Here is a 15,067-nt window from a genome sequence, read left to right as displayed (position 1 = left end):
TATCTAAATAGTGGTGCTTACCCTAGTTTACGAAGCTAAAACTTGCTGGATGTCCCAGAAGTCTATTTAGGGCTTGTGATCTAGAACACATCTAAAAGAGGATCTAGATCTCCAGACAGGCGTGCTATCTATCATCCTACTGGTGTGACTTTCGTAAGCGTAGTTATGGGAGTTTGATCACTTCCAATACCTAGAAATTAGTGGTCAAATAGAAAGCAGTCACTACCCACTTCGAGTGAGTAGAAACAGGGAGGGTTGTCATGCAAACTTTAAAACAGGGATCCAAGGAGTGCAATGTCATGGCAAAGTTGGCGGATAAACTGGAAAGAGAATGGCAGTCGCGCTTGTTGAGTGACTGTCCCAACCAAAATCCAGCCACCAGCTCCAGTATTGTACAGTGGTTAATTGGAGAAGATAAAGAGGGGTTTGACACTCTCACTCAGAGCAAACTGGTAATCGCTGTCCAAGCAATGGATTATCGTTACAGAATTTTGCAACAGCGTTACTTGGGGGTGCCACCAGAACGTTGCTATCGCAATTTGACCACCCGCTTAGCTAGTCTAGTTACCTTACGCAATAAAATCCGCACTTGGGTGTCCCTAAGTCGCGATCGCCAAAGGGCTGTGGTGGATGTTCTCCAAGAAGTGATTCAGGAATTATTAAATAGCGATCGCTATATCCAAAAGCAAATTGCCTGGATTAGACAATGTACCAAGGAAGAACCGCTGCGCAATGCTTTATTATTAACTACTCTTGAAGAGTATTGTCTGCGCCCGATTCGCAACCAGCCCTTAGTTGTCTATCGGTTTGTCAACTTTCTGCGTCGGTCTCAACGTGGCGGTATGACCCATGTGCCAGAAGGAGACATGGTACGTTTAGTGTCAGAGTCAATCAACCCGGAAGGGGAAACCGATGCCCCAGTAAGTCTATTGGATAACCAAGCCATTACTAATTATCAACATAAGCAGGCTTGGGAAGACAAACAAAGCCTAAGGATGTCCGTATCTAAGGAATTTGAGGCTTACTTAGAGAAAAACTTAGGGTCTGAGGCGGCCCTTTGGCTGCGACTTTACTTGCAAGGTCAATCTCAAGAGGCGATCGCTCGTCGCCTAAATTGGCCGATCAAGAAGGTCTATCGTCTACGGGAAAAAATTAGCTACCATGCCATTCGTGTCTTTTCCATCAATGGGGTAAAAGGCCAGCCAGACTTAGTAGCCAGTTGGCTGGAAACATCCTACACTGAGCACAGGTTTGGACTAACCCCAAGGCAATGGCAAGAATATCAGCAAAAACTGACCCCTGAACAACAGCAGTTGCTGGATAAGATGAAAGCTGGTCATACCTTCGAAGCGATCGCTAACGATCTTAACTGGAGAACTAACCAGGTGATGGGTGAATGGAACAAACTCTATCTAGCAGCTCAAGCCCTGCGCAGTGCTTCGGCAAGTTGAGGTTTGAATTTTATTATCCAATCAATCCCGCTAATTATTGATCAATAAGTGATAGGTATTAATTAGTATAGCTACAAGGAGCTACAGCCAAACAACACCAATTTACTTTCATCAAAAAAAAATGGGTCTGAAACCCCGTCCTTCTAGGACGGCTTTGTGCTAGAATATCAGAAAAAGCAATGAAGGGAAAAGGAAGGGTGAAACTCCCAGCAGTGGGACGCGTTGGTTAAATGGTAGTTACTCGAAATGGGGACTCGGTCTAAGACTCCAATTCCAGCCCAATGCCACGCAAGAGTCTTTTCGGAAAGCGAATCAAAGTACTTCAAAAAAAAAGTAGACTCAATGACATTTCTGTCGGAGAGAGTAGAGGCAATTGGCACCGCCAAGTGGACTATCAACCCCATGTTGGTAGTTGTTACGAGCAATGCCCCAAAAGGGTACCTCCTCTAAATAATCCTCGCGCCTTTAGGCCGGAGAGTGTCAAACTAATTTAGTCAAACTAATTTACTGGAATAGGGCATGGAAAGCAATTGAGACAATTGTCCATGCCCTATTTTTTATACTCCTCACCTGACAAGGGCTAATGCCACCAAACTAGATATCACTTTTTAGCTATAAACTGACCTTTAAGGGATTGAATCTCCCCTGATAATTCTTGGCGTGTTTCGACTTTGAGTAGATAACGAGCTACAAACCAGATGGTATAGCCAATACCCACTAATTCAAACAACGGTGCCATCAGGGGAATATCGTTAATTGCATCCAGCACCGCCAACGTGACCTTAACAGTAATGAACCCAGCCAGCAAAAGACCAACGGTAAGCAAGGGTTTTTGGTAATTGCTAACAAATCCGCCGATATATTCCGGCAATTGTGACAAAATTTCTGTAAGAGTTTGCAACCATTCCTGCCACGGTTGGGTCAGTCCTGGCTCAGGAGCAGTGAGTTTGGCTATAGCACCAGGTTTGTCAACTTTGAGGTCTACTTTCAGCTGTTTTTCATCCTCCAGGGTAGTTTCATTGGTGCTGCTCTGAGTATATGCAGATGCTTGGGGATTTGAAGCCATATTTCCTCCAAAATTCTATTAAAGCAGGATATTCTATCGTTTGAGCAAGGCAGCTGCATAAGATGACAGACTGACTAACTGTTGCCCATGTTATCAAAAGTTTCATCATGACCTGCTAGGGGTGAGCATCCGTAGGTATGGGCTGATTTATAGCCAACTGGTCTGGTGACCAGTGCTCACTAAGTAGGTCAGCATTACAACAACTCGTTAGGGAAAATCTAAAGATTTTGTTAAAATACTAAAAAATAAGCTTCCAGGAGAACACCTCCAATCATGAGCAACACCCTATCCCAAAAGCAAGTTGTTATTGCCCCTTCTATCCTGTCAGCTGATTTTAGCCGACTGGGAGAAGAAATTAAGGCTGTGGATGCCGCAGGGGCTGATTGGATTCATGTTGATGTAATGGATGGTAGATTTGTCCCTAACATCACCATTGGTCCTCTAGTTGTTAAAGCCATTCGCCCGATTACCGAAAAGCCACTGGATGTCCACTTGATGATTGTGGAACCAGAAAAGTATGTCGCAGACTTTGCTAAGGCAGGGGCTGATATTATATCCGTTCATGCTGAACACAACGCTTCACCCCATCTGCACCGAACTCTCTGTCAGATTAAAGAATTGGGTAAGCAAGCAGGTGTTGTACTTAACCCCTCCTCATCCTTGGATTTAATTGAGTACGTCCTAGAAGTCTGTGACTTGATCCTGATTATGAGCGTCAATCCTGGCTTTGGTGGTCAAAGCTTTATCAAAGAAGTTGTGCCAAAAATCCGCAAACTGCGTCAGATGTGTGATGAGCGTGGTCTTTCTCCCTGGATTGAAGTTGATGGGGGACTCAAGGTGAACAATACCTGGGAAGTGCTAGAAGCCGGAGCGAATGCGATTGTGGCTGGCTCAGCTGTATTCAAGGCACCAGATTACGCAGAGGCCATTAGCGGTATTCGTAACAGCAAGCGTCCTGAACCCCAGTTAGTAACTGCTTAATCAGAACTATCCCCATTAGGCCAATCTTAATCAGAGGTCGAGGGGGCTGATAAGGGTAGGTTTTTAACAAAGACGTGAGTATGGGGTGTAGGGTGTGTCGAAGCGATGCAGCAGCTTCATGAGGGGGTTGGGGTTGGGTTTGACCCTGATCTAAAAAACCTACTCCCTACTCCCTACTCCCTACTCCCCTCAGGTCATAAGTACCTCAGTCAAGGTCGAACTGCTATAATCTGCAAAACTTTCGCTCGCGGTCAAATTCTGGATTTTGCCAAGAGAAAGCAAAATGGCTGACTGAGTTAATTTGTGGTGTCACTCGGCGCAATGCCTGCATCTGGTTTTCTAGGGAAGGACGATTTTTTATGGATCTTCCCCAAGTTCCTGCTAATGCTGGTTTTACGTCTGTTTCCGACGATGCCCACTTAAACACCCGTTTGACTAAATTGGCAATACAACCGGTGTGACCACAAACACCATAAGACATGGGATGCCATTCCAGGGAACGGGGAAAATGTTCCCAAGGCTGTAGTCTCGAATCATAACCCATGCGACCTACAACTTGGTTGCCATCGGGGAAAAACACTGCACCGGCTTGTACCCCAGCTCGCTCTGCTGCCAATTCGCCTAATTTAAGAAAGTCTAATATCCCCTGGGCAGCGTGAGCAACACTTAGTTGCCATAACTGCCATTGTATAGTTCGAGTACTCTCTCTTGGGGAAGGAGTGCGACCTTGCCACAGGGGAGTTTTTTCATCAGGGTAGAGCTTTTTGACAGCTTTTATATCCTTAGCACTAATGGAACCCTTACTCAGATAGCGCCGAATTAGCTCCTTACCTTGATTGTTACCAGCCCGTTGATAGAGGGCTTGCTTAGCTGCATCACTGTAAATCCAAAGATCCTTGACACTGCTGGCCACAGACTGGGAACCTGAACCACGGGGATAGCGAATGTAGTCAAATAAAATCCCATCGGGGCGTCGCTTTAATACACCCTTAAGCATCTCATAGTAGTCTACCTGGGCTTGTCGGTTGTAAGGGTCGATAAATACTTGAGAGCCATCCTTAACTACAGACAAACTGGTCTCTCCCCGACCATTGCGGGCAAGAATCTGTTGCCGCTCAGCACGATGACCGTAGGTATAACCAAAATTCATCGTAAACATCCAGGCATACACCTGCAAACCCCGCTCACGACCTTTTTGAATCGCCTGGGCTAATAAATCTACGTTCTCAGTCCCCGGTTGTTGTATGACTGACGGCCAAGGAGTACGATTATCTGACTTTGGTAACAGGACGCGACCATCGTAAAATACTTCAACGTAGACCTGATTGTAGCCTTGGTTCACAATACGGTCGAGGGTTTCCTCAAGGGCTCCAGGACGAGCATCACAGGGATATAAGCGCACCCAAATTGCTTGATTTTGCGGCCAGGTTTGGGAACGACACTGCTGTAAGAAACTGGCGTGTTCCTGGATAATGGTTTGGTAGCTGATTTTAGAGTCTGAGTTGTCCTTTAAGGAATTAACTCTTAAGCTTTCTTTTTGAGCGATCGCTTCCTGAGTAAAGTGGCAATAAGCTTTTGTTTTTGCCTCAGCGGTTGGTACAAACCAACACTGACTCAACAGACTACTTCCTACTGCAAAGGTCGCAATCAAGCTACGATGTAGACCTTGCCAGTGTTGCCTGCGTTTACCAAAACTGTTATACATTCCTAGAAACACTACAAAAGAACAGAAAGTTAGCCAAAAGCCAGTAAACTCATCCCCGATTGCTTCAATATCTTTGAAATCTCCCCCTGGTGCAGCATCAGGGATTCTAAACGGATACTACGAGAGGGTCAGCAAGTCCGTAAATGGTTGTCATCCCCGCCGTTATTGCACAGGGGTTTTTAACTATGATTTTTTCTAAAATTAGCTTTAGCTAGTTATTATATAGTTTAGGGTTGACATCTCCCCCGGCTGAAGCACGGGGGATTCTATAAGGATGTGGAGCAGGAGGGTGAACCCGCCGAAGCTTCACAGCTTATTCGATAAGATCTAGACAAGGATGTGAACAGATCATATCGATGCGGAAGTGTCAAAGCTTCCCTAGCCACCTTGGTCAGGTCGAATGACTGTGTGGTTACTTTTTGGAGGATGTTGGCAGCGCCGTTAGTATCGGCGTTGATCAACTTCCCGGAAGCAGTCCTATACAGACCACGTCTAACTCTTTTTCCAGAGGGTCTCCATCCTTTGGGTTTTGCACCATAATTCGGCAAGGAGTCACCATCTAAGAAAGACGCTTTACTGGTGTAAGACTCTTCAGTAATTATTAGATTTATTCCATATTCAGAACAGAGTTGTTTGAGTCTTTCAATTAACCGTTTATTGGGGATAACTACAAATTTTTGATTCCCCTGCTTTCCCATGTTAGAACGGTTCTTCTGCCCTTCGTTCCAACCGATAACTAAATTTCCTATTCCATCACTTAGGCAGCGATTAATGATAAATCGAGCCGCCTTGTTGATGGCATCTCTCATTTGATTGTTTCGCTTCAACTGGATTCTGTCTAAATTAGAATCCCAGTATTTTTCTGATTTACCAGATTTATACTTGGCTACCAGACGACAATAGTTTTGGTTCATGGCTTTGAGCTTTTTTCCATCGATAATAAAGCTCTTTCCCAGGGTTGAGACACAAGTTAGCCAATTGTCGCCACCATGGTCGATGCCTATTGCTTGGGAATAATTAAGGTTGGGGTTAGTGGTTACTGGCGGCTTTCCATCGTCGATTAACCAGTCGAGCCATAATTGCCCGTAGCATGGTCTGATTGTGACCTCTTTTACCCAATCCGGATCTATAAAGTCGGGGGGTTCTAAAGTTATTTGAGTTAATAATTCTGGCTTGCTCTCTTTACTAACAGAGGGGTAAAACAAGCCCTCTTTATAAGTCAACGCTTGCTTTGGAAAAGTAACAGATGCCATCCCTCCTGATTTTCTATAACGAGGGAACCTTGGCCTATCAACTTTTCCTTGATAATACAATCCGACTAGTTTGTTGTAGCTGGAGATCGCTTCCCCAACGGTTTTTAAAGTTTGCTGGGCAGATTGAGCTGCCATCCCTTTGTAATGGGGACTTAGCTTTAAGGCTTTATCTAACTCGGGGTACTTGGTGGCGCACTTGTACGTTTTCCATCCACACCTCAGTTCGTCGCCACGCCAGAAAGTAGTGTAAGCCTTTTGCCCTTCAAGCCATTGATAGTGTTTTTGTTTGGCGTAATAAACAGCACAATTAAACAGACTATTGGATTGCTGGCACTGAAATTCCCAGAAGACTTTCTCAACGTCGGAAAAGTTAGCTTTTACTGGGATTGTTTTATACACTTGCTTGTTGGCTAGTCCTTTTTTAGATGAATATTAGTATATCCTGATGTTCTAAATCTATCAAGCTTTATGAAAAAGAAAACTAGAAAAAGGATGAGGGGAATCCCTGTCCATTACGACGAGCTAAAAAGACAACACTGTGTCATGCTTACAGATACTGCTTGGAAACAATTGCAGCTTTCAGCCAAAGACTCTGACATAAGCGTCGGAGAATTCCTAGAACGCTAGATAAGGAAGGAACTGAAATAGTAGAAACACGACTGGATGAATCCAGTCTCTGTGTTTCATCCCCGGGCTTTAGCCACGGGGTTCTCACATTTCAGGAAGTTTTGATAGAAAGGGAAACACCAAGGGAGGGGTTATAGGTAAATCTATAAGTAAATCTATATAGTTTTATTTGATCCATATATCATTAAATTTGTCAAATTTGATTGTTGTCGATTATTAGTGAACCATTACCCTAGTAGTAGCCATAAACCCTATAATAATCTCTCTAACCCCTAACCGCGCTTCGGCTGGCATTACCTTAACTGTTTTCAGCTCTCTTACCAACTGTTCCGGAAAATTTTGGTTCTTCAGTACCTACTATGCTAAATTTATAGTTAAAAAAAACTAAAAAGCAGACTGTGTAAGGGTTATGAGGCTATTTAACCATAAATTTTTCCAATATAGCTGCCTCTTCCTCCTGCTCCGTTCGCGTAGCGTGGCCAACGGCCTCAGTCCCTGCTCCGAAGTCCCTTTGGCAAAGTGTTAATTTAGCATAACAAGTACGGAAGAGCCAAAATTTTTACTGATTACGAGAGTTAGGGCGAGAGCAGATAAAAAAATTGGCCAAAACTTTGATCTCATCGATAATCCTACCCTCCCTTACCTGGGATGTTCTCAATAAACCTGAAGATAGGACAGGTTTCTACTCCTAGTTTTTTGTTAACCCAGCTTATCCCTCGCCTAGAATAGGCGAGGTGTGGACAGCTTAAGCGCCCCGTTTGAGAGAACGCTCTACTTGGGAAAATTCCTGCTCTAGACGATCCTTCACCTTTTTCGGTAAAGGGCGATTGGGATAGGAACTGTAGTAACCAGCCAAGGAATTGACAGCAGTTCGCATGGTAGTGAAGGAATTAAGGGTAGACACAGATCTATCTCTGCGGTAGCGCGAAGCATAGTCATTCATCAGTAGAGTTGCTTTTTCACGAATTGCCGTCTTATCTGGTGAATCTTCTGGTAATTCAAGGGCTTGTCTTAATTCTTGTAGAGCAATTATTGTATCCTGACGGTAATCTCCTGTTAAGCCTGTACCACTTGAGGCACAACCAGTTAAACCGATAACCATAACCAGTACCAGGGCAATAAAACCTGATAAGTAGCGCTTTATTCGCATGATTGACAACAAATCCAATTTTATAATCAGATTTGATCCTATCTTGAATTGGTACTGGGGGGATCATCGCCATCAGAAAAAAAAATCCCACGGGCCTGTTGCCATGGGATGTGTAGTCTCAGATCAAATCTCCGATGAGTTGGGTTTAAAACCCAAGGTTTCGCTCGATGTTAGGCGTTGCTTAATCTTCTTGTGAATAGGAGTAGAGTGGGCATCCTGCCCGCCCGAAAATATATTGAAACTGGCAAGATGCCAGTTCCACGCAAGATGCCCATTCCACGCAAGATGCCCATTCCACAAAACTCTTAAAATCATTCCATTATTAAGCAACGCCCCATGTTAGGGCAAAATGTTAGGGGGATTTAGCCGAAACGCCCACTAACATAGTCCCTGGTTGCTTCCTGCTGAGGATTTTGGAAGATGACTTCAGTTCTATTGAACTCTACTAAATAGCCTTGTTTGCCACCTGTTTCCGTTGCCCTAGCGTTATAGAAAGCGGTCATGTCTGCTACTCGGGTAGCTTGTTGCATGTTGTGGGTAACGATAACAATGGTATATTTTTCTTTGAGCTCGTGCATTAGTTCTTCCACTTTGAGGGTGGAGATGGGGTCAAGAGCGGAGCAAGGTTCATCCATCAACAACACTTCTGGCTTAATGGCTAAGGCGCGAGCAATACACAAACGCTGTTGTTGACCGCCAGATAGAGACAGACCACTCTGTCTTAGTTTATCTTTGACTTCATCCCAGAGGGCAGCTTGTTGAAGACTGCGCTCCACTAATTCATCCATGTCCCCTTGATAGCCGTTAATCCGGGCTCCAAAGGCAATATTTTCATAAATGGATTTGGGAAAAGGGTTTGGCTTTTGGAATACCATGCCAATGCGGCGACGTACTTCTTCAATGCTGTTGTCAAACTTTTTATCATAGAGATTTTCCCCATGGAAGGTAATTCTACCTGTCACCCGTGCTCCCGGAATCAGGTCGTTTAAGCGATTAAAACATCGCAACAAGGTGCTTTTTCCACAACCAGACGGTCCGATAAAGGCGGTAACTTGTTTTTTCGGAATATCTAAATAGACATCTTTGACTGCTAAAAATGATCCATAGTATACGGAAACTTTTTCAGCCCGTAAAACCGGATATTGTACTTCTACAGACGAAGTTGTGCAGTCCATAACTTGGTTATAATTCATATTTAAATCCTCTGTGGAATTGTCAACTTTTGAAATCAAAACTGAAAACTTTTCCATCCCTTTGAATCTGTATTTTATAGCAGTCGCCAGGGCAGGCGCGGACATGACAAAAGTCTCAAACCTAAATAAGCGCAAGAGTTTGACTTCTGACTTCTGACTTCTGACTTCTGACTTCTGCTATAATAGTGGGTATATTGACTTTTTATCTATTGCTTTGGAATTTGTTGCGCAGGAAAATTGCTCCGGCATTCATGACCAACAGCACTACCATCAACATAACAATTCCCGCAGCCGCGTTAGTGTGGAAGGCTTCTTGGGGACGGGATATCCAGTTGTAAATTTGAATTGGCAGTGCAGTAAATGGATCTTGTGGGTTCATTGGCGGCCTGGTAATGAAGCTCAAGGCTCCGATAGTGATTAAAGGAGCAGTTTCCCCAATTGCTCTTGACAGTGCTAAAATCGTTCCTGTCAGGATACCAGGTAAAGCGAGAGGAAAAATATGCTCTCGAATCACTTGCCAGCGAGTTGCTCCTAAGGCATAACCCGCTTGACGCAAACTATTGGGAATTGCCCGTAGACTTTCACGGGTGGCAACAATAATGATAGGCAGAATTAACAACGACAGGGTTAGGGAACCAGTTAGTATGCTCCTACCATTAGTAATGGGTTCCAACCACCGGACAAATACTTGTAAACCCAATAAGCCGTAAATAATTGAAGGTACAGCAGCTAGGTTAGCGATGTTGATTTCAATAATCTGGGTCAACAGGTTGTCAGTGGCATATTCTTCTAAGAAAATACCTGCCCCTACTCCCAAGGGAAAAGAGACCATTGCTGTTATCACCAACAGCCAGACACTACCGATTAAAGGAGGAAAAATACCGGCTTGGTCTGGTTTACGGGAGGGAGGACTGGTGATAAATTGCCAATCGAGCCGGGGCAGACCATCCCTAAAAACATCAATCAGCAATACTGCGAGTATGGCTAGCCCAAAAAAGATGCCAACCCAGGCAGCAAAGGCGAAGATTTTATCAAAGTTGTAGCGCTTGGTTAGCGCCAGGTTGAAGTAACCTGGGGAATCGTCTCCTAGAGGTTTTAGGTCTTGTGCCATTAGTCGTATTTCTCCCGGAAGCGACGGACAAACCAAAAGCTAAAGATATTTAGGGCTAAGGTCAGTAAGAACAGGGTCATGCCTACAGAAAAAATAGTTTTGTAGGCTAGGGAACCTGCTGGTGTATCTCCTAAGCTTACCTGAACAATATAGGCTGTCATGGTCATCACTGGTACTAGGGGATTCAGTCCCAAGGTGGGATTTTGACCCGCAGCGATGCTAACAATCATGGTTTCACCGACAGCACGGGAAACCGCTAGTACGAAGGAAGCAACAATTCCAGATAATGCTGCTGGTATTACTACTCCGATAATGGTTTCTCGTTTAGTTGCCCCCAAGGCATAAGCACCTTGTCTTAAGCTATTGGGTACAGCATAGATAGCATCTTCACTCAGGGAAGCTATCATAGGAATAATGGCTATTCCTAAAACAATCCCAGCGCTTAAGGCATTGAATCCTTGTAAATCTGGAATAGCAAATGACTCCGGAATAGGTATAACCCGACCCATCAATGCTATAACCCAATTAATAAAACCAATAAAATCTCTTAAGAAAGGGCTAACTACCATCAGAGCGAAGTAACCAAATACTACCGTAGGAACCCCTGCTAATATTTCTAGGGCAGGTTTGAGCCAGCGACGGATACCACTAGATGCATATTCACTCAAGTAGATAGCTGCAAGCAATCCCAGAGGTAATGCCACCATCAGCGCGATTACAGAGGTCAGGAAGGTGGCACTAATCAGCACAAAAATGCCAAACTTCGGATTAGGAAACAAGGGAGTCCATGCTTTATCAGTAAGGAATTTCAAGAGTGATACTTCTTGGAAAAATCCTACTGTTTCAAATATTAGGGTTAGAACAATGCCGATGGTAGTTGCGACAGAAACCAAGGCAAAGGTAGCAAAAATTATTTTTACTACCAGTTCTACCCGCTTGTTTAACTGCCGGTTTGGTCGAAACATCTCAGAGTCTGATGACTCAAAAGATGAGGGAGTGGTAGACATCAGTAAAGTATTAAGTGTGAAGGAGCAAGTTTGAAGGAGCAAGTGTGTTCGCCTGATAGCGTTCTCTTAGGGTAGGATCAAGTGTGAAGGATAAAGGATAAAGGATGAAGGATGAAGTGTGAGGAATCAAGTGTGAGGAATGAAATAATTCTACTCATAGGTGTAGTGGTGATATCTATCAAGGTGACTTACAAGGTGACTTAGCAACTTGGTTCTTTTCAGCCTTCAGCCTTCAGCCTTCATCCTTTAATGCATCCTTTACTATTATTTATTTCCCTTTCATCAATAGCTGTTTCACTTTGGAGCCTTTAGGAGCATTAGAAAAGACTGTACCAACTTTGCCATCGCTAAAACGCTTTCTCACCAACATCATAATGTCTTCTGGCATGGGAACATAGCCAACTTCTGAAATTAATTTGGAATTTGCTGCTGCCAACTGATACTCTACAAATGCTTTAACTTCAGGTTGAGTTGCCGCCTCTTTATTGACGTAGATAAACTCTGGGCGAGCTAGAGGTTTGTAACTTCCATCGGCAATAGTTGCTGTGCTAGGAGCAATGCAACCACTTCCTCCATTAATCTTTAAAAGTTTGAGTTTATCTTTGTTTTCTTCGTAGTAGGCGTAACCAAAGAAGGCTAGTCCACCCTTATCATTCGATACCCCTTGAACAAGCAAATTGTCATCTTCACTAGCGGTATAGTCGCCCCGAGATCCCTTGTCTTTACCAACCGTGTTTTCCATAAAGTAGTCATAGGTTCCCGAGTCAGTTCCTGGGCCATAAAGTCCTAGTTTGGTATCAGGGAAACCAGGACGAATTTGCTTCCAGTTTTTGATTTTGTCTTGAGCTGCTGGCTCCCACATTTTTTTGAGTTCAGAAATTTTTAGGCAGCTAGCAAAGTTATTTTCTTTGTTAACTACTACAGAGAGTCCATCAAAGGCGATGGGTAATTCGATGTACTCAATTCCTCCCTTCTTGCAAAGTTCTATTTCTGATTCTTTGATCGGACGGGAGCCGTTGGAAATATGGGTTTCTCCAGCACAAAATTTCTTGAATCCACCACCAGTACCAGAGACACCGACATTAACAAGGATTCCCGGATTGGCTTTCTGGAACTCTTCCGCCATTGCCTCAGAGATGGGAAATACAGTGCTGGAACCATCCACCTTAACTTTAGGGCTTGAACCACCACAGGAGGTAATCCCCATGGCTAAGGTGGTGATCAATGCTATTGACAATGAATAATTCTTTTGAGACAACATGGAATTGGCTTGATTTTTTTAGGCGTCACAGCCGGAGTGTACCGCTCTACCATAAAGAGTAGGTTAAGCATTAGGTTAAATTATAATTAAGAAAAGGTTAAATTTTGAGTTGGTGTAGTAGGTTTCACTAGCTAACTTACTCTAAGGTGGTATAGTGAGGGGTGCCTTTAAAGCTGAGATATGTGGGAGATACTGTGGTTCAAGCACCTTTGTCAACTGCTGTAGGTGTATCTGTAGATTTATCAAGTACACCAGCAAGTACACCAGCAAGTACACCAGAACAATGCTCAACATCCCCAGCATCCCTGAATCAGTGGCTGCAAAAGCTAACTGAGGGGATTATTGCAGGCGATCGCATTACTAGAGAGCAAGCCTTAGCCCTGACCAAACTGGAAGGGCAGGATAATATATTGCTGCTGTGCCAAGCAGCTGACAAAGTGCGCCAAGCCTGCTGTGGTAATACGGTGGATTTGTGTAGTATCGTCAATGTCAAATCTGGTGGTTGCTCAGAAAATTGTGGCTTCTGTGCCCAGTCGGCTCACCATCCTGGCGTTGATTCCCCGATTTATGGTCTTAAGTCTAAGCAAGAGATAATGGCTCAAGCTAAGGCAGCTGAAGCAGCTGGAGCCAAACGTTTTTGCTTAGTGAGTCAGGGACGTGGACCAAAGTACAGTAGTCCTAAATCGAAAGAGTTTGAACAAATTCTGGAAACCGTACGGGAGATTATTGCCGAAACAAGCATTAAGCCTTGCTGTGCCTTGGGAGAAGTCACCTCGGAACAAGCCCAAGCCCTGAAAGAAGCTGGGGTAACTCGCTACAACCACAACTTAGAAACCTCAGAGCGGTTTTTCCCAGAAATTGTCACTACTCACAGCTGGCGCGATCGCGTCGAGACGATCCAGAACTTGAAATCAGTGGGGATTCAAGCCTGCACTGGTGGGATTATGGGCATGGGGGAAAGCTGGGCAGACCGAGTGGATTTAGCTCTAGCCCTGCGGGAGTTAAAGGTGGAATCAGTACCTCTGAATTTGCTCAATCCTCGCTCGGGAACCCCTTTGGGAGAATCTGGGAAGCTAGACCCCTATGAAGCACTAAAAGCGATCGCAATTTTCCGGATGATCCTACCTGAGCAAATCCTGCGCTATGCTGGTGGGCGAGAAGCTGTGATGGGTGAATTGCAGGCAAAAGGGCTAAAATCCGGAATCAATGCTATGCTGATTGGACACTACCTCACCACTCTGGGACAGCCACCAGAGCAAGACCACGCTATGCTGGACTCTTTGGGTCTAACCGGTGGTGAAGCTCCGATTCCCGGAGAATATAACTCTTAGAATAAATAGCCAGAATAAATAGATTATCGATGTAACTGTGTCTGCTCCCAATGAGATTTTGTGGGCCATAATTGGTTTGCTGCTGACCATCGGCGGCACGTTTCTAGAAGCCTTCTTTGTCTCCAATCCACCCTGGGATTGGTCAACTCAAGGTGTTCAAACTATATCCTTAGGGGTTACCTATCAGATTGGAGCAGTCCTACTAGCTGCTTGTTTAGGAGGCAGAAATGCTGGTGCTCTTTCTCAAATTGCCTATGTTGTCATCGGCTTGAACCTGCCAGTCTTTACTCAAGGTGGAGGTATTGGCTATATCAAAGAACCGAGCTTTGGATACATACTAGGCTTTATTGCTGGAGCCTGGGTGTGTGGTTTTTTAGCCTTTCGGGTACAAGCACGAGTCGAAACATTGGCCTTTAGCTGCCTGTGTGGTCTACTAACCATCCATACCTATGGTGTCGGCTATTTGATGATTTTCCACGGCATCAATTGGTCAGTGCTTGGGGCTATGCCTCTCATGGAAGCGATCATGAAATATACCATTTCGCCTTTACCGAGTCAGCTAGTGGTAGTTTGTTCTGTCACCGTTGTGGCATTTGCTCTACGGCAGTTAATGTTTTATTAAAAGTCATTGGTCAAAATACAATTGTTAATTGATAAGGGTTAATTAACAAAAAACTAATCACTAAAGGACTTACCCACCCTTGATGCGTAAAACGACTTTGACACTCCCTACTCCCTACTCCCTACTCCCTACTCCCTACTCCCTACTCCCTACTCCCTACTCCCTACTCCCTACTCCCTACTCCCTATTCCCTATTCCCTATATTTAAATAGAATCCCCTCCTGCCTTTTTTGCCTCTTCTATCCAGCTATCAAACAACTCTTGATTATTCTCAACCCATTCTTTAGCATGGCGGCGTATATCTTCTGG

At 44.3% G+C, this 15,067-nt stretch carries 14 protein-coding genes; 6 read left to right on the top strand and 8 right to left on the bottom strand.

Features of this window, described 5'->3' with window-relative positions; all coding sequences use genetic code 11:
• Positions 1 to 260: 260 nt before the first annotated feature.
• Complete coding sequence (locus tag F6J94_RS17515; protein WP_293042752.1) at positions 261 to 1,451, top strand: HetZ-related protein 2; 1,191 nt, start codon at positions 261 to 263, stop codon at positions 1,449 to 1,451.
• 601 nt (positions 1,452 to 2,052) lie between these two features.
• Here the strand turns inward: F6J94_RS17515 and F6J94_RS17510 are convergent.
• The gene (locus tag F6J94_RS17510; RefSeq protein WP_293021868.1) at positions 2,053 to 2,517 is read right to left on the bottom strand and encodes a CAAD domain-containing protein; all 465 of its coding nucleotides are present in this window, start codon (positions 2,515 to 2,517) and stop codon (positions 2,053 to 2,055) included.
• Positions 2,518 to 2,790: 273 nt separating this feature from the next.
• Here F6J94_RS17510 and rpe point away from each other — a divergent pair, with 273 nt between their 5' ends.
• Positions 2,791 to 3,498: a ribulose-phosphate 3-epimerase gene (gene rpe, locus F6J94_RS17505; protein ID WP_293042750.1), complete on the top strand. Its 708-nt coding sequence runs from the start codon at positions 2,791 to 2,793 to the stop codon at positions 3,496 to 3,498.
• 105 nt (positions 3,499 to 3,603) lie between these two features.
• Complete coding sequence (locus tag F6J94_RS17500) at positions 3,604 to 3,789, top strand: hypothetical protein (RefSeq protein WP_293042749.1); 186 nt, start codon at positions 3,604 to 3,606, stop codon at positions 3,787 to 3,789.
• On the opposite strand, the gene F6J94_RS17495 is transcribed toward F6J94_RS17500, so the two are convergent.
• From F6J94_RS17495 to F6J94_RS17465, 7 genes are all read right to left on the bottom strand, one after another.
• Positions 3,722 to 5,203 carry a family 10 glycosylhydrolase gene (locus F6J94_RS17495; RefSeq protein WP_293042748.1) on the bottom strand — a complete coding sequence of 494 codons (1,482 nt, stop codon included), beginning with the start codon at positions 5,201 to 5,203 and terminating at the stop codon, positions 3,722 to 3,724. The two genes, F6J94_RS17500 and F6J94_RS17495, sit on opposite strands and share 68 nt — an antisense overlap.
• Positions 5,204 to 5,469: 266 nt before the next feature.
• Entirely contained in the window at positions 5,470 to 6,855 is a 1,386-nt protein-coding gene (locus F6J94_RS17490; RefSeq protein WP_293042746.1) for a transposase, read from the bottom strand.
• Positions 6,856 to 7,828: 973 nt separating this feature from the next.
• Positions 7,829 to 8,233, bottom strand: a complete 405-nt coding sequence (gene psb27, locus F6J94_RS17485) for a photosystem II protein Psb27 (RefSeq protein ID WP_364301414.1) — start codon at positions 8,231 to 8,233, stop codon at positions 7,829 to 7,831.
• A gap of 362 nt (positions 8,234 to 8,595) precedes the next feature.
• On the bottom strand, positions 8,596 to 9,426 hold the full coding sequence (pstB, locus tag F6J94_RS17480; protein ID WP_293042743.1) for a phosphate ABC transporter ATP-binding protein PstB: 831 nt from the start codon (positions 9,424 to 9,426) through the stop codon (positions 8,596 to 8,598).
• Between the two features lie 202 nt (positions 9,427 to 9,628).
• Complete coding sequence (pstA, locus tag F6J94_RS17475) at positions 9,629 to 10,537, bottom strand: phosphate ABC transporter permease PstA (RefSeq protein WP_293042740.1); 909 nt, start codon at positions 10,535 to 10,537, stop codon at positions 9,629 to 9,631.
• A complete protein-coding gene (gene pstC / locus F6J94_RS17470) occupies positions 10,537 to 11,544 on the bottom strand; it encodes a phosphate ABC transporter permease subunit PstC (protein WP_293042737.1) in 1,008 nt (335 codons plus the stop codon). Before pstC ends, pstA begins: the two co-directional genes overlap by 1 nt.
• Before the next feature lie 268 nt (positions 11,545 to 11,812).
• Complete coding sequence (locus F6J94_RS17465) at positions 11,813 to 12,781, bottom strand: PstS family phosphate ABC transporter substrate-binding protein (RefSeq protein ID WP_293021858.1); 969 nt, start codon at positions 12,779 to 12,781, stop codon at positions 11,813 to 11,815.
• A gap of 233 nt (positions 12,782 to 13,014) precedes the next feature.
• On the opposite strand from F6J94_RS17465, the gene bioB reads away from it, so the two are divergent.
• The 3 genes from bioB to F6J94_RS17450 all read left to right on the top strand — a co-directional run bounded on the left by bioB (position 13,015) and on the right by F6J94_RS17450 (position 14,966).
• On the top strand, positions 13,015 to 14,136 hold the full coding sequence (bioB, locus tag F6J94_RS17460) for a biotin synthase BioB (RefSeq protein ID WP_293042734.1): 1,122 nt from the start codon (positions 13,015 to 13,017) through the stop codon (positions 14,134 to 14,136).
• 37 nt (positions 14,137 to 14,173) lie between these two features.
• Entirely contained in the window at positions 14,174 to 14,758 is a 585-nt protein-coding gene (locus tag F6J94_RS17455; RefSeq protein ID WP_293021857.1) for a biotin transporter BioY, read from the top strand.
• Positions 14,759 to 14,840: 82 nt separating this feature from the next.
• The gene (locus tag F6J94_RS17450) at positions 14,841 to 14,966 is read left to right on the top strand and encodes a hypothetical protein (protein ID WP_293042731.1); all 126 of its coding nucleotides are present in this window, start codon (positions 14,841 to 14,843) and stop codon (positions 14,964 to 14,966) included.
• The last annotated feature ends 101 nt before the right edge of the window (positions 14,967 to 15,067 follow it).

This window comes from Moorena sp. SIO1F2, assembly GCF_010672755.1.
Classification (GTDB): domain Bacteria; phylum Cyanobacteriota; class Cyanobacteriia; order Cyanobacteriales; family Coleofasciculaceae; genus Moorena.
The sequence above is the reverse complement of the archived record's forward strand: the minus strand, read 5'-3'. Positions and strand labels throughout refer to the sequence as shown.